A 19,266-nucleotide genomic window follows, 5' to 3' on the forward strand; every position below is an offset into this window, starting at 1 on the left:
TGGAACACTGAAGCTTCGCAACCTCAGCTTCCTCGGTTCAGACCGGATGGACAACCTCCTGGAAGACCACAGCTAACAAGCCGGACACCGAGGAGAGCGCGCCATAAGCGTTAACACCATCGCGCAGGGAAGGCCGGGTTGTCCCGGCTGAGCCTGTGGTTCTGCCGCCTGCATTTTTTTAAGCAGGCGGGCCGCAGGTGCCAGTCGGCACCTGGCCTTCCCTGCGCCCTCGATTTTCGGAGGGTGGAGAATTTGGCAAAGCTCGGACGCGCAGGGCGTCGCGAGAGCGATAAGGGCTGTCTTAAGGTGCGACGCCCGTTGTTTCGATCGTGCAATTCGCAATAGTTGATGCACGCGCGGTGTGCGTGAACGCGCCCGCTCCCCTTGTGGGAGAGGGCTACGCAAAAGGCAACTACAAGCTCGCTCGGGTGAGGGGGGGTGCCACACATTCAGGTCTGAGCTCGTGGCTACCTCTCACCCGGTTTCGATGCTTCGCATCGAAGCCACCCTCTCCCACAAGGGGAGAGGGTGCACCGAGCGCGTGGCGAGATGGTACGCCGACCAGGAGGGGCGAGCTGTCGAGACCCAGCGCCTACCTGATCGGCGGCGCATACTGGACGCCGCCGGCGTTCCAGAGCTGGTTCATGCCGCGCGGAATCTTCAGCTTCGACTCGCTGCCGACGTTGCGCTCATAGACCTCGCCGTAATTGCCGACGTGACGGATCACGCGCGCGGCCCAGTCCTTGGTCAGGCCGAGGTCCTGGCCATAGCTGCCCTCGTTGCCGACCAGACGCATCACGTCCGGCTTCTTCGACTTCAGCGCCTCGTCGATGTTCTTGGAGGTGATGCCGAGCTCCTCGGCATTGATCATCGCGTACAGCGTCCACTTTACGATCATCATCCAGTCGTCGTCGCGCTGGCGCACCACGGGCGCGAGCGGCTCCTTGGAGATCAGGTCGGGCAGGATGTCGTGGTCGCCGGGCTTCGACAGCGTCAGGCGCAGCGCGTAGAGCTGCGAGACGTCGGCGGTGAAGGTGTCGCACTTGCCGCTGTCATACGCCTTGATGACGTCGTCGAGCTTGGGAAACTTCACCTCCTCGTACTTCATGTTGTTGGTGCGGAAATAGTCCCCGAGGTTGAGCGCGTTGGTGGTGGATTCCTGCACGCAGACCTTGCTGCCGTTGAGGTCGAGCGCCGTCTCCAGCTTGCGCGCGCGCGGCACCATGAAGCCCTGGCCGTCGTAATAGGCGACCGCCGGGAAATACAAATCGTAATTCTGCTCGCGTGCCATCGACCAGGTAGTGTTGCGCGAGAGGATGTCGACCTTGCGGCTCTGCAGCTCCTTGAAGCGCTCACTGGCGTCGAGCGGCACGAACTTCGCCTTCGTCGGATCGTCGAAGATCGCGGCCGCCACGGCGCGGCAGAAGTCGACATCGAAGCCGCTCCAATTGCCCTTGTCGTCGGGAATCGAGAAGCCGGGCAGCCCGGCGTTGACGCCGCACAGCACCTCGCCGCGGCGGATGGTCCGCTTCAAGGTGCGGGTGTCGTACATCTCATAGGTGACGGCGAGCGCCGCGACGAGGACGGCGACGGCGAGCCCGATCAGCAGGCCGCCTCGGAAAGTGCGCATGGTCAATCTCTTTCGGAAAATGTCAGGACAAAGCGATGGCTGGAAAATCGGCGGCCTTGGCCGCCGTCACAGTTCCGGCTTCTGCCGCACCACGATCTTGGTGCCGACGGGCACGCGGTCATAGAGATCGGCGACATCAGCATTCACCAGGCGGAAGCAGCCGGACGAAATCTTGGTGCCGATGGTCCAGGGCTGGTTGGTGCCGTGGATGCGGTACACGGTGGTGCCCAGATACATCGCACGCGCGCCCAAGGGATTGCCGGGGCCGCCGGCCATGAAGCGCGGCAGATAGGGCTGGCGCTGGATCATCTCCGGCGGCGGCGTCCAATCCGGCCACTCCGCCTTCTTGGTGATCGACAGCAGCCCCTGCCACTGGAAGCCGTCACGGCCGACGCCGATGCCGTAGCGGATGGCGCGGCCACCCGGCTGCACCAGATAGAGGTGGCGTTCGGCGGTGGACACGATGATGGTGCCTGGCGGCTCGGTGGTGCGGAAATAAACCACTTGCTTGCGCCATTCGGGATCGAGCTCGTAGCCGTCATCGGCGACGAGGCCGGGCTGATCACCGGGATCCTCGGATTGGGCGAAACTGTGCGACGTAGACAGCGCCAGCGCGATGATGGCGCTGGTGGTACACAGCAGGCGACGGAAACTCGGCATTCAAAGCTCTCCTCAACGGACCCCTGCGAAGCTCGCCCGATTAAAATCACCCGCCAAATTTCAGGGGCATATTCGCAGCAAAGTCAAGGTGAGCGCGGGGCGCCCGCCGTCATCCAAGCTTCATCCAGAGCCGCAGCAGGAAGGCGACGGTGCCGACGGCCGCCACGCCGGCGAGCCACAGCACGACGAACCAGGCGAGGCGCTTCGCGAGCGGGGCAGGCTGCTCGGACGGCATCAATGATAGCCGCTGTCGTGCCCGACCTTGCCGCGAAACACCCAATAGGCCCAGCCGGTGTAGCCGAGAATCAGCGGCACCAGCACGAGCACGCCCGGCAGCATGATCAGTTGGCTGCGCTCCGGCGCCGCCGCCTGCCAGATCGTGATGCTCTGCGGCACGATGTAGGGGTACATGCTGATGCCGAGGCCGGCATAGGACAGCAGGAACAGCGCCAGCGCGAGGAAGAACGGCCAGCTATCGTGCTTCTGGGCGAGGTTCTTCATCATCAGCACGGTGACGCCGACGACGGCGAGCGGCACCGGCGCGGTGAGAATGATCGCCGGCCACCTGAACCAGCGGTCCGAATATTGAATGGTGAGCAGCGGCGTCCACAGGCTGACGGCGGCAATGGCGAGCAGCATCGCGAACAGCAGGACCCAGCTGATGCGATACGCCTTGTCGCGCAGGTCGCCCTCTGTCTTCAGGATCAGCCAGGTCGCGCCGAGCAGTGCGTAGCCGACCACGAGCGAGACGCCGGTGAGGATGCTGAACGGCGTCAGCCAGTCCCACCAGCCGCCGGCATAGTGCCGGCCCTCGACATGCACGCCCTGCAGAATGGCGCCGAGCGCGATGCCCTGCGCCAGCGCCGCGACCCAGGAGCCGCCGGCAAAGGCGAGGTCCCACAGATTGCGTTGCGCGCGGGTGCGCCAGCGGAATTCGAAGGCGACGCCGCGGAAGATCAGCCCAATCAGCATCGCGATCAGCGGCGCATACAGCGCGGGCATCAGGATTGCATAAGCGAGCGGGAAGGCGGCCATCAGGCCGCCGCCGCCGAGCACCAGCCAGGTCTCGTTGCCGTCCCACACCGGCGCCACCGTGTTGGTGATGATGTCGCGGTCCTGCTTGCCCGGGAACAGCGGAAACAGGATGCCGAGCCCGAGATCGAAGCCGTCCATCACGACGTAGATGAAGACGGCGAGCGCGATGATGAAGGCCCAGAGGGTCGCGAGATCGACGGCAACGCTCATGATCCGACGGCTCCCTGCACGACGCCCGCGGCCGGCGTGATGCCGGCCGTGCGGACCGGCTGCTCGCTGCTCGGGCCCGGCTCACCGGGATGCGGCGGCTCGGCCATCAGGCGCAGGATGTACAGCACGCCGGCAGCGAAGATGATGAAATACACTATGATGAAGGCGAGCAGCGTGGCACCCACGGCCGGGGCCGCGAGCGGGGAAACGGAATCGGTGGTGCGCAGCAGCCCGTATACGGTGAACGGCTGCCGGCCGGTCTCGGTGGTGATCCAGCCGGCCATGACGGCAATGAATCCCGCTGGTCCCATCGCAATCGCGAAGCGGTGCAGGCCGCGATTGATGTACAGCCGCGCGCGCCAGCGCTCCCACAGGCTGAACAGGCCGAGCGCCATCATCAGGAGCCCCAGGCCGACCATGATGCGGAACGACCAGAAGGTGATCGGCACCGGCGGCCAGTCCTGCCGCGGCACGGTGTCGAGGCCGGCCATCGGCGCGTCGATCTGGTGCTTGAGGATCAGCGAGCCGAACTTAGGGATCCCGAGCGCCCATGTCAGCTCGCCCTTGGCCTGGTCCGGCCAGCCGAACAGATACAGCGGCGCGCCGTCCTTGTGGCTCTCGAAATGGCCCTCCATGGCCATGATCTTCACCGGCTGGTGCTCCAGCGTGTTGAGCCCGTGCTGATCGCCGACCAGGATCTGCAGCGGCGCCACCAGCGCGGCCATCCACATCGCCATCGAGAACATCACGCGCGGGCCCGGCAGGTGCGGATTGCGCAGCAGATGCCAGGCGCCGACGGCGCCGACCACGAGCGAGGTCGTCAGATAAGCCGCCAGCACCATGTGCACGAGGCGATAGGGGAAGGACGGATTGAAGATCACCTTGAGCCAGTCGACCGAGACGAACTGGCCGTCGGCGTTGACGGCGTAGCCGGCGGGCGTCTGCATCCAGGAATTGGCGGAGAGGATCCAGAACGCCGAAATAAGGGTGCCGACCGCGACCATCAGAGTGGCCAGGAAATGCAGCTTCGGGCCGACCCGCCTGAGGCCGAACAGCATCACGCCGAGAAAGCCGGCCTCGAGAAAGAACGCGGTCAGCACCTCATAGGCCATCAGCGGGCCGATCACCGGTCCGACCTTGTCGGAATACACCGACCAGTTGGTGCCGAACTGGTAGGACATCACGATGCCGGAGACGACGCCCATGGCGAAAGTAATGGCGAAAATCTTGAGCCAGTAGTTGAAGACGTTGAGATAGACGTCGCGCCCGGTCCACAGCCACAGCGCCTCGAGCACGGCGAGGTAGGACGCGAGCCCGATCGAGAAGGCGGGGAAGATGATGTGGAAGGTGACCGTGAAGGCGAACTGCGCGCGCGCCAGCTCAACCGCATCCAAACCGAACATCAGCACCGTCCGTCATTGCCACGGGGTTTGTAGCATCGCCCCATGACGGAAGATTGCACCGGCGCCGCGCGATATCAAATGGTCAAATCGCCCAAGGCGGCGCTGCAGGTCTATAAACGACGAAGACCCGGCGGGGGCATCCGCCGGGTCTTCGGAGCAACCTTGGGAGGTGGAGGTTATCCTTGAATTTGCTCGCTCGAAACCGAGATCAGCTGGGGGACTGAGGCTCGGTCGATGGATAACGTTCTAGCGGCCGAAATTTTCCAGGTGATTTCGCCGATTGTTTCAATTGTTTCGTTCGGCGATTTTCGTGCGTCGTCTTTGGAACCCGTCGGGACATCAGCCCCGACAAGAATGAACCTTCGTCAGGCGGCGAGGCTGTGGACGCCGGCACAGCGCAGGAGCTCGGCGAGGTGCTTGCGGGCATAGAACATGCGCGTCTTCACCGTGCTCTGCGGAATGCCGATGATCTGCCCGACCTCCTCCACCGACTTCTCGTGGTAGTAGATCAGGGTGATGATCTCGCGATGGGCCGGCGACAGCTTGGCGACGCAGGCGCGCAGGATGGCGCTGGTGGTGGAGCGCTCGAGCGAGGTCTCCGGCGTGTCGGAGTCGTCGGCGATCTCGCGCACCTCGTCCTGGTCGATGTCCTCGAAGCGGCGCTGGCGCAGCGCGGTCAACGCCTTGAAGCGGGCGATCGACAGCAGCCAGGTCGAGACCTGTGAGCGGCCCTCGAACTGCTTGGCGGTGCGCCAGACGTCCAGGAACACCTGGCTGACGAGGTCCTCGGCGATCGTAGTGTCGCGGACGATGCGCAGGATGAAGCGATAGACCCGCACATTGTGGCGCGCATAAAGCGTGTGCATCGCGGTGCGATCGCCATCGGCAATGCTCTCCAGGAGCATGTCGTCCGTGGTCGCCTGGGCTGCGATGATGCCCTGGCTGGCTGCGGAATTGATGGCAACGACGTTCTGCATGGCACTCTCCCGTTCCGCCGCCCCCTTGCGGCGTTTCGACGGGAGGGATTGTTAAGGAGCGCCCGTTTCGGGACGTCTGCACGAAAACAGGAAAATGGTTTCGTGCGCCTGCGGAAATGTTTCGTCGCGGCGCACATCGCGAAACACTCGTGGCGGAATTGTGCCCTATTCCAAGATACGGAACTGGATGTGGATGCAGAGGCCGCTTCCGCCGCCGCCGACCGGCCGTCCTCAGGCCTTCTCGCCCGCCGGCGAGAACAGGTAGCCGCCGCCGCGGATGGTACGGATCACCGCCGGCTTGGTCGGATCCGGCTCGATCTTGCGGCGGATTCGCATGATTCTCAGGTCCACGGCGCGGTCGAATGCCTCGGCATCGCGGGCATTCGCCAGCTCGAGCAGCCGTTCGCGCGACAGCACCCGCTTCGGGTTGGCAGCGAACACTTTGAGCAGGCCGAATTCGGACGCCGTCAGCGGGTGCTCGTTGCCCTCGTCATCCCGCAGCGCCTGGGCATCGAGATCGAGCCATTTGGTGCCGAACCGCACCAATTGCGGGTCCTTCGCCTGAGCGGGAGCGGAGTCCGTAGCGGCCGCCGCAGTCTTGGCCGGCCCACTGCGGCGCAGCACGGAGCGGATCCGGGCCATCAATTCGCGCAATTCGCACGGTTTCGCGACGTAATCGTCGGCCCCGAGCTCGAGCCCCACCACCCGGTCGATCGGGCTGGCGGTGGCGGTCAGCATGATCACCGGGATATTGGTGCGGCCCTTGAGATCGCGGATGATCGACAGGCCGTCCTCTTCAGGCATGTTGAGATCGAGCACGACGAGATCTGCCGGGCCGGTCTCGATGGCGCTGCGCAGGCTCTTGCCGCCGTCGCACAGCGTCACCGCGAAGCCGTGCATCTTGAGGTAATCACCCACCATTTCGCGGGCAGGGGCCTCGTCGTCGACGATGATGATGTGCTGGCTCTGACTCATGACAATTCGGCCGCCGGCAGTGTGATCGTGAAGGTCGATCCGGATCCCGGCCCATCGCTCCTGGCCGTCACCTCGCCACCATGCATGTCGACGATGCGTTTGACAATCGACAGGCCGAGCCCGGTCGAGCTCTCGCCGGCGGTCGGCTTGGCCGACAGCCGCTGGAACCGGCCGAACAGGCGGCCGAGATCCTCCGGCGACAGCCCGGCGCCCTGGTCGGTGACGCCGATGATGGTGTTGTCGCCATCGTCGGCGGCATTCACGGTGATCCTGCCGCCGATCGGGCTGTACTTGATCGCGTTGCTCAGGAGGTTGTCGATCGCCTCGCGGATCCGGTCGATGTCGCACATGGTCGACAGATGCGGCGGCGCCGACACGGCAATGACCTGCTGCTTGTTGAGCGCGAGCGGCTGGTTGGCCTCGACCACCTCGTGGACCAAGGCAGCGATGTCGACCGGCTCACGGCGGATGGTGATGTCGAAGGCGTCGGCCATCGCATCCGAGATCAGGTGGTCGACCATCGACGTCAGCCGCCTGGCAGCATCTCGGATATGTCCGACCTGGCTGGTGATGCCGTCGGCGGAGGCGCCGGTCGCGATCAGCTCGGTCAGCATCTCCGTGCGGCCGAGGATGACGCCGAGCGGATTCTTCAGGTCGTGGGCGACGGTGCCCAAAATCTCGTTCTTGAAGCCGTTGGCGCGCTGCAGCCGCAGCCATTGCGCCGACAGCCGCCGGTTGGCCTGCATCAGCGCGCGGGTGCGCTGGGCGACGCGGTCCTCGAGCTGGGTGTTGGCCTCATGCAGCTGCTGATAGAGGATCACGTTGTCGAAGGCGATCGACAGCCGGCTGGAGAAGATCTCGACCAGCGAGCGATCGGTCTCGGACAGCGGCCGCTCCGCCTGCAGCAGCACCACGACCTCGCGCCCCGAGCCGGTGCGGACATAGAGCACGGTGCGATGGTCGGCGAATTCGTTGCTGCGCTGCCTGAAGGCGGCCTCCACCATGTCGCGCAGATCCGGATCGAGCGAGCGCGAGGTGACGGCGCCGGAGAAGCGGCTGTAGCAGCCGGAGCCGGCCAGCACCGAAAAATCGTCGGTCTGGCTGCCGTCGTCGCGCAGCACCAGGATGCCTGCGCAATCCACGTTCAGCAGCGAAGCGATCTGGGTCAGCACGCCCTCGGCCAGCCGCTGCATCGACTTGAAGTCGTACAGCGTCGAGGCGGCGTCGATGATGATCTCGAGGCCGCGCCGGGTCTGCACCATGCGCTCAAGCTGCTGGTAGCTGCGCAGCGCCGCCGTCAGCGAGGTGAACAGCTTGTCGGCGGTGAGCTCGGTCTTGGCCTTGTAGTCGTTGATGTCGTACTGGACGATGACGCGCCGCTCCGGCGCCTGACCCGGCTGTCCGGTGCGGAGGATGATGCGGACGGTCTCGTTCTTGATCTCGTTGCGGATGTATTCGACGAGCTCGAGCCCGGCGACGTCGGTCTCCATGATGACGTCGAGCAGCACGGCCGCGATGTCGGTGTGCTCCCGCATCAGCGCGCGGCCTTCGGCCGCCGAATAGGCGGACAGGATTTCGAGCCCCTGGCCGTTCAGGCTGTAATCCGACAGCGCAAAGCGGGTGCCCTCGTGCACGGCATGGTCGTCGTCGATGACGGCGATCTTCCATTTCCGGGCCGAACCGTCATCCTCGTCGAAACCGGCATCCTCGATCAGTTGGAGGACATCGTCCTGTTCGGCCATTGCGTCGTTCCGTCGCCCATTGCTGTCTCGGCGCCGCCCTTGGCGACCCGCGGCATGATAATCCGAAAGGTGGTGCCTTGTCCCTCGCGGGATTCCAGCATCATGCGGCCGCCGAGCTGCTGCGTCACCAGATTGTAGACGATATGCAGCCCGAGCCCCGTTCCCCCTTCGTTGCGGCGTGTCGTGAAGAACGGATCGAAGGCCTGACGCTGGACGTCGGGGGGCATGCCGGCCCCGTTATCGGCGAAAATGATCTCGATGTCATCCGCGCCGCGCGGCCGCGCCGTAATCGAGATGGTGCCCGCGCGCCCGTCGACAAAGGCATGATTGACGGCGTTGAGGAACAGGTTGGTGAGGATCTGACCGTAGAACCCGGGATAGCCATCGATGAAAAGTCCCTCGGGGACGTCGACCGCAAGCGTGATCGGCGCGCGCTTGAGCACCGGCTTGAGGCTGGTGATGATCTGATCGGTCGCCTCGCTCAGGACGAAGGTCCGTCGCTCCGCATGGGAGCGGTCGACCGCGACCTGCTTGAACGACTGGATCAGCTCGCCGGCGCGCTGCAGATTGGCGACCAGCTGCTCGGATGCATCGCGCGAGGAGCGCACGAACTCCTCCAACTGCGACCGGCGCAGGCCGCCTTCGGGCGACCGCAGTGCGGCCTCGAACATCTCGACCCGGCGCGCGAAGCTGGAGGCCACCGTCAGGCTGATGCCGATCGGATTGTTCACCTCATGTGCGACGCCGGCGACGAGCCCGCCCAGCGCCGCCAGCCGCTCGGCATCGATCAGGTTGCGCTGCGCGGCGTTGAGTTCGAGCAGCGCGCTCTCGGCTTTTTCCTTCGCGGCGCGGAGCTCGTCCTCGGTCTTGCGCTTGGCGATTGCGTTCTCGCGGAAGGTCTCGACGGCGCGGGCCATCGCGCCGACCTCGTCACGCGCCTCGGTGCCCTGGACCTCGCGGTCGTAGTCGCCCAGCATGATCGCGCGCATCGAGGCCATGATCTGCTGCAACGGCAGCCGGATCGACAAGGCGATCAGCACCCCGGCGGACAGGATGACTCCCAGGAAGATCACGGCGATCGAGAGGACGCGACGGGAGATGTCCTTCAACGTCCGGTCGAAGGTCGCCTGCGCCTTCTGCTCGTGCTGGCGCATCTTGACCGACAGGCCGTCGATGGCGCCGATGGTTTCGGCCTGGCTCGCATCGATGGTATTGCGCAGCAGTTCGGTGCGGTTGGTGAGCTGATCGGTGAGCTTGGAGAATCCTGCGCGCAGCGCCGCGGTCCGGGCCGACAGTCGCTGCAGCGCCAGCCGCTGCAGATCATTGTCCGCAAGACTCGACATCACCGGGATGGTCTTCTCGATCGTCTCCGTGTTGCGGCGCGCGTCGTCGGCGGAGGCGGGCGCGAGCGACAGATAGTAGGAATTGGCGGCGACCAGCATCGCGGTGAAGGCCTCGCGCGACTTGCCGAGCGAGGGCCAGATCTGCGCGTCGCGATGACCGGTCGCGCCTTCGATCACCGAATAGAGCCCGGCGATGTCGCGGGCGGGGCCGAGAACCTCTTCCTCATAGGTCTTGGAGATCGTCGCCTGCAGACTGCGCAGCTCGCCGAAGCCGTCCAGGAAACGCACGGTGACGCGCTCCAGCTCCTCGACCGACCCCGACAGCATCGGGTCGGTCGAGGCGCGCGTCGTGAGCGTCCCGAGCACGGCCTCGCGCAGCAGCAGGATCTCGGCGAACAGCTCCGGGCTCGGCTGATTGATGTAGCGATGAATGAGGTTCTGCAGCCGGCTCGTCTCGCTTTCGAGCAGGGCCAGCACCTTGTCGGATTCGCGGACCTGGCGAACGTCGTCCCAAGCCGTGCCGAGCACCGTCGCGCCGTTCCAGATCAGCGCCGCCAGAACGATGACGACCGCCGAGTTCAGCGCGGCGATCGAGAGGATGCGCCAGCGGATCGGAACCGCCCGCAGCGCGCGCACGATCCGTGCCCGCCCCAGGACCGCCAGACTGAGCGGCCGCGCGACGGATTTCCGCTGCTCGGATCGCGCCACGATCGCTACCTCGGGTCGGTCGTGCGGAGCCTGCCTGCGTCCGCTCTGCCGCGCGCAGCCGCGCTTGTATGCTGCGGCGCAGCCAGTCGCGCCGCCGAGCATGACGGGCGTGAAAGGGACGAGCGGTACCGCGCGCCCGCCTCAGCGCGCATCAGCACCGGCGTGACGTCCACTCTCGAGATCGACGAAAGATGGGCGCGGTACACAGGCAACACTTTTCCCCCTGATGATGAGGTCGGCCCGGACATGAAAAGGTTCAATGCACTCCCGAACAGGTGCTATAAGGCCATTCTGACGTCAAAGCGATACGCGTCAATGGTTTGTTAATAGTCTGCTGCAGCCTTGGGTTGTTGGGCCCCATTTTTGGTCCGATTGCGATCTCAGCCCGGGCAGATTCATTCATCGAATTGGAGTTGGCTCCCGTTGACGGTCCTCTTGCGTTCTGTTTCGTCTGCAATCCTGCTCTGGACGGTTGTTTGCGCAAGCACGGCCCGGGCCGCGACCGAGATCATGTGGTGGCATGCGATGTCGGGTGAGCTCGGCAGGCAGGTCGACAGACTGGCCGCCGACTTCAATGCGTCGCAGTCCGACTATCGCATCGTGCCGAGCTACAAGGGCAGCTATACCGAGACCGTGACGGCGGCCATCTTCGCGTTCCGCTCGCGCAGCCAGCCGGCCATCGTGCAGGTCAACGAGATCGCGACCGCGACGATGACGGCGGCCAAGGGCGCGATCTACCCCGTCTACGAGTTGATGCGCGACGAGCAGGAGAGCTTTTCGCCGTCGGCCTATCTGCCCGCGATCGCCGGCACCTATGCCGACGCCGACGGCAACATGCTGTCGTTTCCGTTCAACGCCTCCACGCCGATCCTCTACTACAACAAGGATCAGTTTCGCGCGGCCGGGCTGGATCCGGGCGCGGCGCCGAAGACCTGGCCCGAGCTCGGCAAGGCTGCCCGGCGGCTGCGCGACAACGGCGTCGCCTGCGGCTTCACGACGTCGTGGCCGGCCTGGATCAACGTGGAGAATTTCTCGGCCTTCCACAATCTGCCGATCGCCACCCGCGCCAACGGCTTTGCCGGACTGGACGCCGTGCTGACGTTCAACAATCCGCAGGTCACGCGGCACATCGCCCAGCTTGCGGAATGGCAGAAGAGCAAGGTCTTCGACTATGGCGGCCGCGGCCAGGCAGCCGAGCCGCGTTTCCAGAAGGGCGAGTGCGGCATCTTCATCGGCTCCTCGGCGACGCGGGCCGACATCAAGGCGAATTCGAAGTTCGAGGTCGGCTACGGCATGATGCCGTACTGGCCTGACGTTGCGGGCGCGCCACAGAATTCGATCATCGGCGGCGCGACGCTGTGGGTGCTGCGTGACCGTCCCGCGGCCGAGTACAAGGGCGTTGCCAAGTTCTTCGCCTATCTGTCGCGGCCCGATGTTCAGGCCGCCTGGCACCAGAATACGGGCTATCTGCCGATTACGCAGGCGGCATTCGATCTGACGCGCGCGCAGGGCTTCTACGACCGTAATCCGGGAGCAGCGATCTCGATCGAGCAGGTGACGCTCAATCCTCCCACGGAGAATTCGCGCGGCCTGCGGCTGGGCTCGTTCGTGCTGATCCGTGATGCCATCGAGGACGAGATGGAGCAGGCCTTCAGCGGCCGTAAGCCGGCGCAGGCGGCGATCGATGCGGCCGTCGACCGCGGCAACCGTCTGCTGCGCCAGTTCGAGCGCGCGAGCCCGGATCGCTGAAATGGCTTTGCCACCGGTCGCCGATGGCGCGCAGCTCCGGCGCCTCCGTGCCGACGCGACGCGCTGGCTGCCGGCTGCACGCGATATTGCGCGCGACCATGGCTACGACGACGCGCTGCTGGTGCCGTTCGCGGCAGGCACCAATCTGGTTCTCGCGCTGAACGACGGACTGATCCTGAAAGTCTTCCCGCCGTTTCATCGCGGCAAGTTTCAGTCCGAGCGGGCGGCCTTGCGCGTGCTCGCCGGTGGCGTCGGCGACGTCCGTACCCCCGACCTGCGACACGAGGGGGAGCGCGACGGCTGGTGCTATCTGATCATGACCAGGCTCGGCGGCATTCCTGCTTCGGATGTCTGGCGGCAACTACCGGAGCAGGACAAGCAGCTCTTGCTCAGGCAGGTCGGTCGTCTGATCGCCGCCGTGCAGCGGGTCCCGCCTGGCGAGTTGCTCGCGCTCGGTCCGCGCTGGTCGGATTTTTTGAGGATGCAGATGGCTGGATGTCATGCACGCCATCAGAGGCTCGGCTTGCCGCCGACGCTGCTCGCCGGGCTGGACGATCTCCTGCGCGAGGCCGCAGCACTGCTGCCCAAGGATCCGCCGCCGGTCATCCTGACCGGTGAATACATTCCGGAGAATTTCCTCGTCACGCGCAGCGGTGATGGCTGGCAGCTGAGCGGGCTGTTCGACTTCGGCGACGTCATGACCGGTCTTGGCGAGTATGATCTGCTCGGGCCGAGCGCCTTCATGGCAGCGGGTCAGCCCGGGCGCGTGCGTGCCTTGTTCGACGGCTACGGATTTGCCCTGGAGGACATCAACTGGCAGCTGAAGCGACGGCTGCTCGCCTTGATGCTACTGCACCAGGCGAGCGATCCCGTTCCCACATCTGCATTCCGGATTGGCCGGCCAAGGTCCGCGACTTCGACGGGCTGCAGGCGCTGATCTGGCCGGAGTGATCCCCAACCGGGGCGGCGATCCAACAAGCATTGCGTAAATCTGTCGCAGGCTATTTTAGATGATTATAAATGCAGCAAATATGCAGCTTTGTATGCAATAGGAGGCGTCGAGCCGTACCACTCGGTGAAGGCGCGTCGATATTTCAATAGCTTAGCTCTTGGTCGGGCTTGGCACGAAGCTTGCGATCACTGTTCCCGACAGTCGTTACTCTCGGGAGCATTTGATGAAGCGTCGCGATTTTCTGAAATCCGTGTCCGGTCTGGCTGCGGGGGCCGCGCTGCCAATGGCGCCGGCCATCATGTCTTCCGCCAAGGCCGACGCGCGGTCCGAGACGCTGCTGATCGTGTCCGAAGGCGGTCCCAACAACCTCGACATCCACGGCGTCGGCACCAACGTACCGGGCTACGAGGTGTCCTGGAACTGCTATGATCGCCTGATCAGCCACGAGATGAAGAGCGGCCCCGGCGGGGTGCCGTACTATGACCGCGACAAGTTCAAGCCCGAGCTCGCCGAGGACATGACCATCGGCGACATGTCGGCGACCTTCAAGCTGCGCAAGAACGCCAAATTCCACGACGGCACGCCGGTCACGGCCAAGGACGTGAAGTGGTCGCTCGATCGCGCCGTCAGCGTCGGTGGCTTCCCGACCTTCCAGATGAGCGCGGGCTCGCTGACCAAGCCGGATCAGTTCGTCATCGTCGATGACCACACCGTGCGCGTCGACTTCCTGAAGAAGGACCGGCTGACGATCCCCGATCTCGCCGTCATCGTACCCTGCGTGGTCAACTCGGAGCTCGTGAAGAAGAACGCGACCGACAAAGACCCATGGGGGCTCGAATATACCAAGCAGCAGACCGCGGGCTCCGGCGCCTACAAGGTGACGAAGTGGACCGCCGGTACCGAAGTGATCATGGAGCGCAACGATGACTGGGTGTGCGGTCCGCTGCCGAAGATCAAGCGCGTGATCTGGCGCATGGTGCCGCAGGCCGGCAACCGCCGCGCGCTGCTCGAGCGTGGTGACGCCGACATCTCCTATGAGCTGCCGAACAAGGACTTCCAGGAGATGAAGTCGAACGGCAAGCACACCGTGATCTCGCTGCCGATCTCCAACGGCATCCAGTATGTCGGCATGAACGTGACCAAGCCGCCGTTCGACAATCCCAAGGTTCGGCAGGCGCTCGCCTATGCGATGCCCTATCAGAAGATCATCGACGCCGTGATGTTCGGCCTTGCCAATCCGATGTTCGGTGCGCCGTCCGACAAGGCGACCGAGGTGGCGTGGCCGCAGCCGACGAAGTATGTCACCGACATGGAGAAGGCCAAGGCGCTGCTGGCAGAAGCCGGCTACCCCAACGGCTTCGAGACCACGATCTCGTTCGACCTCAATTTCGCGCAGGTCAACGAGCCGCTGTGCGTGCTCGTGCAGGAGAGCCTCGCCCAGCTCGGCATCAAGACCACCATCAACAAGGTACCCGGCGCCAACTGGCGCACCGAGCTGAACAAGAAGGAGATGCCGCTCTTCACCAACATCTTCTCCGGTTGGCTCGACTATCCCGAGTATTTTTTCTACTGGTGCTATCACGGCAACAATTCCGTGTTCAACACGATGAGCTACAAGTCGCCCGAGATGGACAAGCTCATCAACGGCGCGCGCGACGCCGCCGCGACCGGGGACAAGGCGACGTACGATGCCGACGTGAAGGGCTTCGTCGATCTCGCCTTCGCCGAGGTGCCGCGCATTCCGCTGTATCAGCCGTTCGTCAACGTCGCGATGCAGAAGAACATCTCCGGCTATCAGTACTGGTTCCACCGCAGGCTCGACTATCGGGCTCTGGTGAAGGGGTGAGGACGTGGGTGACCTTGGTGGTGTGAGCCCGGCTCTCTCATTCCCTCCCCCCTTGTGGGGGAGGGGCAGGGAGGGGGGTAGCCGCACCCACTGCCGTCTCGGCTTACCCCCCTCCCCAACCCTCCCCCACAAGGGGGGAGGGAGCCGACTGCGCCGTGCTGCGAGATCTGGGCTCATTCGGGCGAGGCTCGCCCCATGCTGAGCCTCATCGCCAAGCGCCTCGCCTTTGCGATCCCCTCGCTGATCGGCGTGGTGATCGTCACCTTCCTGCTCACCCGCGCCTTGCCCGGTGATCCCGCCGCATACTTTGCCGGCCCCGCCGCCACCAAGGAGGCGGTCGAGCAGATCCGCAAGAAGCTCGGCTTCGACAAGCCGCTGGTCGAGCAGTTCTTCCGCTACACCGTCGATCTCGCCCATGGCGATCTCGGTAGTTCGCTGACCACAGGCCAGCCGGTCGCCAGCGAGATCCGCAACCGCCTGCCGGCCTCGGCCGAGCTGACCTTGCTCGGCCTGTTGGTTTCGGTCGCGATCGCGCTGCCGCTCGGCGTGCTCGCGGCGACCCGGCCGGGGTCGTGGATCGACCATACCTGCCGCGTCGTCACGACAGCGGGCGTTTCGCTGCCGGTGTTCTTCACCGGGCTGGTGCTGGTGTACGTGTTCTACTTCCGGCTCGGCTGGTCACCGGCGCCGCTCGGCCGGCTCGACGTGTTTTATAGCGCGCCGGACCCCGTGACCGGCTTCTACCTCATCGATACGCTGATCGCGCGTGACGGCGAGGCGTTCCGCTCGGCGCTGAGCCAGTTGATCCTGCCCGCCGCGACGCTGGCGATCTTCTCGCTGGCTCCGATCGCGCGCATGACGCGGGCCTCGATGCTGTCGGTGCTGTCGTCGGAATTCGTCCGCACGGCGCGCGCCTCGGGCCTGTCGCCCGCGACGGTCACCGTGACCTATGCGTTCCGCAACGCCATGCTGCCGGTCATCACCACGCTGTCGATGGTGTTCTCCTTCCTGCTCGGCGCCAACGTGCTGGTGGAGAAGGTGTTCGCCTGGCCCGGCATCGGCTCCTATGCGGTCGAGGCGCTGATCGCCTCCGACTTCGCGCCGGTGCAGGGCTTCGTGCTGACGATGGCCGTGATGTACGTCGTCCTCAACCTCGTCATCGACATTCTCTATGGCGTCATCGATCCCCGCGTGAGGCTGGAAGGATGAGCACTGTCGCGCCGACCGTCGAGCCTGCCGCCGTTCCCTCGCGGACGACGGGACTGACAGCCCTGATCGGCCACACGCGCTATGTCCTGGCCGAGAACAAGGTGACGGGCTTCGCCTTCGGCCTCCTGGTCGTGATCCTGTTTGCGGCCATCTTCGGCCCGTGGATCGTGCCCTATGATCCGCTGGCCAGCGACACCGCGTCCGCGCTGAAGCCGCCGTCGGCGGCGCATTGGTTCGGCACCGATCAGCTCGGCCGCGACATCTTCAGCCGCGTTGTGGTCGCGACCCGGCTCGACACCTTCATCGCGATCGCCTCGGTCGCGCTGGTGTTCTTCCTGGGCGGTCTCGCCGGCGTCGCCGCCGGCTTCTTCGGCGGCTGGACCGACCGCATCGTCGGCCGCATCGCCGACACGATCATGGCGTTCCCGCTGTTCGTGCTGGCGATGGGCATCGTCGCCGCGCTCGGCAACACCGTGCAGAACATCATCATCGCCACCGCGATCGTGAATTTCCCGCTCTATGCGCGCGTGGCACGCGCCGAGGCCAATGTCCGCCGCAACGCCGGCTTCGTGCAGGCGGCACGGCTGTCGGGCAACAGCGAGCTGCGCATCCTGCTCGGCCACATCCTGCCGAACATCATGCCGATCATGATCGTGCAGATGTCGCTGACCATGGGCTACGCCATCCTCAATGCCGCAGGCCTGTCGTTCATCGGCCTCGGCGTGCGGCCGCCGACGGCAGAATGGGGCATCATGGTCGCCGAGGGTGCGTCCTTCATGGTGTCGGGAGAATGGTGGATCGCGCTGTTTCCGGGCCTTGCGCTGATGATCGCGGTATTCTGCTTCAACCTGCTCGGCGATGGCCTGCGCGACATCGCCGATCCGCAGCGCAGGACGTGAAGCGATGAGCGCGCCACAAAGAGACTCCGTCATTGCCGGGCTTGACCCGGCAATCCATCAGCTCGGCAAGGTCCTCGCTGTGTTGATGGATGCGCGGGTCAAGCCCGCGCATGACGGTCGTAACAAGCGGAGCCATGGATGACCGCCCAGCCGCTGCTCGACGTTCGCGATCTCACGGTCGAATTCTCCACCCGCCGCGGTATCGTCAAGGCGGTGCAGCATGTCGACATCTCCGTCGCCAAGGGCGAGACGCTCGCGATCGTCGGCGAATCCGGCTCGGGCAAGTCGGTGACGTCCTACGCCGTCATGCGCATCCTCGATCGCGCCGGGCGGATCGCCGAGGGCTCGGTGATGTTCTCCGGCGTGGACGTCAGGGCGGCCGAGGAAAGCGCGATGCGCGATCTGCGCGGCCGCGAGATCTCGATGATCTTCCAGAACCCGCGCGCGGCCCTCAATCCGATCCGGAAAGTGGGCCAGCAGATCGAGGATGTGCTGAGGCAGCACGCCCAGGCGGTCGCGACCGATCGCGCCGAGAAGGCGATCGCCGCGCTCGAGCAGGTCAAGATCGCCCGCCCGCGCGAGCGCTACCACGCCTATCCGTTCGAATTGTCCGGCGGCATGTGCCAGCGCGTCGTCATCGCGCTGGCGCTGGCCTGCAACCCGCAGCTCCTGATCGCCGACGAGCCGACCACCGGCCTCGACGTCACGACGCAGAAGGCGGTGATGGATCTCGTGGTCGAGCTGACCAAGAGCCGGGGCATGTCGACCATCCTGATCACGCATGATCTGGGTCTCGCCGCTGCCTATTGCGATCGCGTCGTGGTGATGGAGAAGGGCCGGGTGGTCGAGACCGCCAGGGCCGCCGACATCTTCGCCAACCCGCAGCATCCCTACACGCGCAAGCTGATGCGCGCGACGCCGCGCCTCGGCGTGTCCCTGCGCGAATTGCTGCCGGAGGAGGAGGCGTCGCAGCAACCTCACTCCGTCATGGCCGGGCTTGACCCGGCGATCCATTCCTCTTCGCAAGACTCGTCGAAGGTGATGGCCCCCGGGGTCAAGCCCGGGGGTGACGAGAAGGCAAGTCCGCTCCTTCTGGTGGACAAACTGGTCAAGGAATATCCGCGCCAGGGCGCCTCGGCGACGTTGTCGAAACTGTTCGGACGGAGGCCAGCGGTCGAGCCGGAGATGTTCCGCGCCGTCGACGGCATCAGCTTCACGGTCGGTCATGGCGAGAGCGTCGGCCTGGTCGGCGAATCCGGCTGTGGCAAGTCGACGACGTCGATGATGGTGATGCGGCTGCTCGACCAGAGCTCGGGCCGCATCAGCTTCGATGGCGAGGAGATCGGCAACATCCTGCCGCAGGCCTTTGCCCGGCTGCCGCTGCGCAGCCGCATCCAGATGGTGTTCCAGGATCCGACCGACAGCCTCAATCCGCGTTTCACCGCGGCGCGTGCCATCGCCGATCCGATCCTGCAGCTCGGCGACATCAAGGGCCGCGACGCGCTTCGTGCGCGCTGCGAGGAGCTCGCCACCATGGTCGGCCTGCCGCTCAATCTGCTCGACCGTTTTCCGCACCAATTGTCGGGCGGCCAGAAGGCGCGCGTTGGCATCGCGCGCGCCATCGCACTGCACCCGAAGCTCGTTATCCTCGACGAGCCCACGGCGGCGCTCGACGTCTCCGTGCAGGCGGTCGTGCTCAATCTGCTGCAGGACCTCAAGCGGCAGTTAGGTATGAGCTATCTGTTCGTCTCCCATGATTTGAATGTGGTGCGGCTGTTGTGCGATCGTGTGATCGTGATGCGGTCGGGTCGAATCGTCGAGGAAGGCACCTCCGAACGTGTGCTAGGTCATCCGCAGGATGACTATACGCGGGAGTTGCTGACGGCGATTCCGCACCCGCCATTGCCGGCGCATTGAGCGCGAAAGCT

General features: G+C 65.1%; 14 protein-coding genes and 1 pseudogene. 6 read left to right on the forward strand and 9 right to left on the reverse strand.

Going from position 1 to position 19,266, the window contains the following annotated elements:
- Positions 1-592: 592 nt before the first annotated feature.
- The 9 genes from QW881_RS26230 to QW881_RS26270 form a co-directional block, all read right to left on the reverse strand.
- Positions 593-1,630, reverse strand: coding sequence for an amino acid ABC transporter substrate-binding protein (locus QW881_RS26230; protein WP_315757677.1), 1,038 nt, complete (start codon positions 1,628-1,630; stop codon positions 593-595).
- Between the two features lie 66 nt (positions 1,631-1,696).
- On the reverse strand, positions 1,697-2,290 hold the full coding sequence (locus QW881_RS26235) for a L,D-transpeptidase (protein WP_315757676.1): 594 nt from the start codon (positions 2,288-2,290) through the stop codon (positions 1,697-1,699).
- Between the two features lie 109 nt (positions 2,291-2,399).
- Complete coding sequence (locus tag QW881_RS26240) at positions 2,400-2,525, reverse strand: DUF2474 family protein (RefSeq protein WP_315757675.1); 126 nt, start codon at positions 2,523-2,525, stop codon at positions 2,400-2,402.
- Entirely contained in the window at positions 2,525-3,535 is a 1,011-nt protein-coding gene (cydB, locus tag QW881_RS26245; protein WP_315757674.1) for a cytochrome d ubiquinol oxidase subunit II, read from the reverse strand. Before cydB ends, QW881_RS26240 begins: the two co-directional genes overlap by 1 nt.
- Positions 3,532-4,938, reverse strand: coding sequence for a cytochrome ubiquinol oxidase subunit I (locus QW881_RS26250; protein WP_315757673.1), 1,407 nt, complete (start codon positions 4,936-4,938; stop codon positions 3,532-3,534). The genes cydB and QW881_RS26250 overlap by 4 nt, the downstream gene beginning before the upstream one ends.
- Before the next feature lie 365 nt (positions 4,939-5,303).
- On the reverse strand, positions 5,304-5,915 hold the full coding sequence (locus tag QW881_RS26255) for a sigma-70 family RNA polymerase sigma factor (protein ID WP_315751179.1): 612 nt from the start codon (positions 5,913-5,915) through the stop codon (positions 5,304-5,306).
- Between the two features lie 231 nt (positions 5,916-6,146).
- Positions 6,147-6,890: a response regulator gene (locus tag QW881_RS26260; protein WP_315740552.1), complete on the reverse strand. Its 744-nt coding sequence runs from the start codon at positions 6,888-6,890 to the stop codon at positions 6,147-6,149.
- Positions 6,887-8,632 (reverse strand): DUF3369 domain-containing protein, encoded by a 1,746-nt coding sequence (locus QW881_RS26265; RefSeq protein ID WP_315757672.1) that lies wholly within the window; start codon positions 8,630-8,632, stop codon positions 6,887-6,889. Before QW881_RS26265 ends, QW881_RS26260 begins: the two co-directional genes overlap by 4 nt.
- A complete protein-coding gene (locus tag QW881_RS26270) occupies positions 8,602-10,587 on the reverse strand; it encodes an ATP-binding protein (protein ID WP_409997710.1) in 1,986 nt (661 codons plus the stop codon). Before QW881_RS26270 ends, QW881_RS26265 begins: the two co-directional genes overlap by 31 nt.
- Positions 10,588-11,106: 519 nt before the next feature.
- On the opposite strand from QW881_RS26270, the gene ugpB reads away from it, so the two are divergent.
- From ugpB to QW881_RS26300, 6 genes and pseudogenes are all read left to right on the forward strand, one after another.
- Positions 11,107-12,432, forward strand: coding sequence for a sn-glycerol-3-phosphate ABC transporter substrate-binding protein UgpB (gene ugpB / locus QW881_RS26275; RefSeq protein ID WP_315757671.1), 1,326 nt, complete (start codon positions 11,107-11,109; stop codon positions 12,430-12,432).
- Position 12,433: 1 nt separating this feature from the next.
- A pseudogene (locus QW881_RS26280) lies at positions 12,434-13,383 on the forward strand (aminoglycoside phosphotransferase family protein).
- Between the two features lie 224 nt (positions 13,384-13,607).
- Complete coding sequence (locus QW881_RS26285; protein WP_315757670.1) at positions 13,608-15,230, forward strand: ABC transporter substrate-binding protein; 1,623 nt, start codon at positions 13,608-13,610, stop codon at positions 15,228-15,230.
- Between the two features lie 195 nt (positions 15,231-15,425).
- Positions 15,426-16,439, forward strand: coding sequence for an ABC transporter permease (locus QW881_RS26290; RefSeq protein WP_315740547.1), 1,014 nt, complete (start codon positions 15,426-15,428; stop codon positions 16,437-16,439).
- A complete protein-coding gene (locus QW881_RS26295) occupies positions 16,436-17,338 on the forward strand; it encodes an ABC transporter permease (RefSeq protein ID WP_315757669.1) in 903 nt (300 codons plus the stop codon). Before QW881_RS26290 ends, QW881_RS26295 begins: the two co-directional genes overlap by 4 nt.
- Before the next feature lie 138 nt (positions 17,339-17,476).
- Complete coding sequence (locus QW881_RS26300; RefSeq protein ID WP_315757668.1) at positions 17,477-19,255, forward strand: ABC transporter ATP-binding protein; 1,779 nt, start codon at positions 17,477-17,479, stop codon at positions 19,253-19,255.
- Positions 19,256-19,266: the final 11 nt, after the last annotated feature.

Source organism: Bradyrhizobium sp. SZCCHNS3016, from assembly GCF_032484535.1.
Taxonomy (GTDB): Bacteria; Pseudomonadota; Alphaproteobacteria; order Rhizobiales; family Xanthobacteraceae; genus Bradyrhizobium.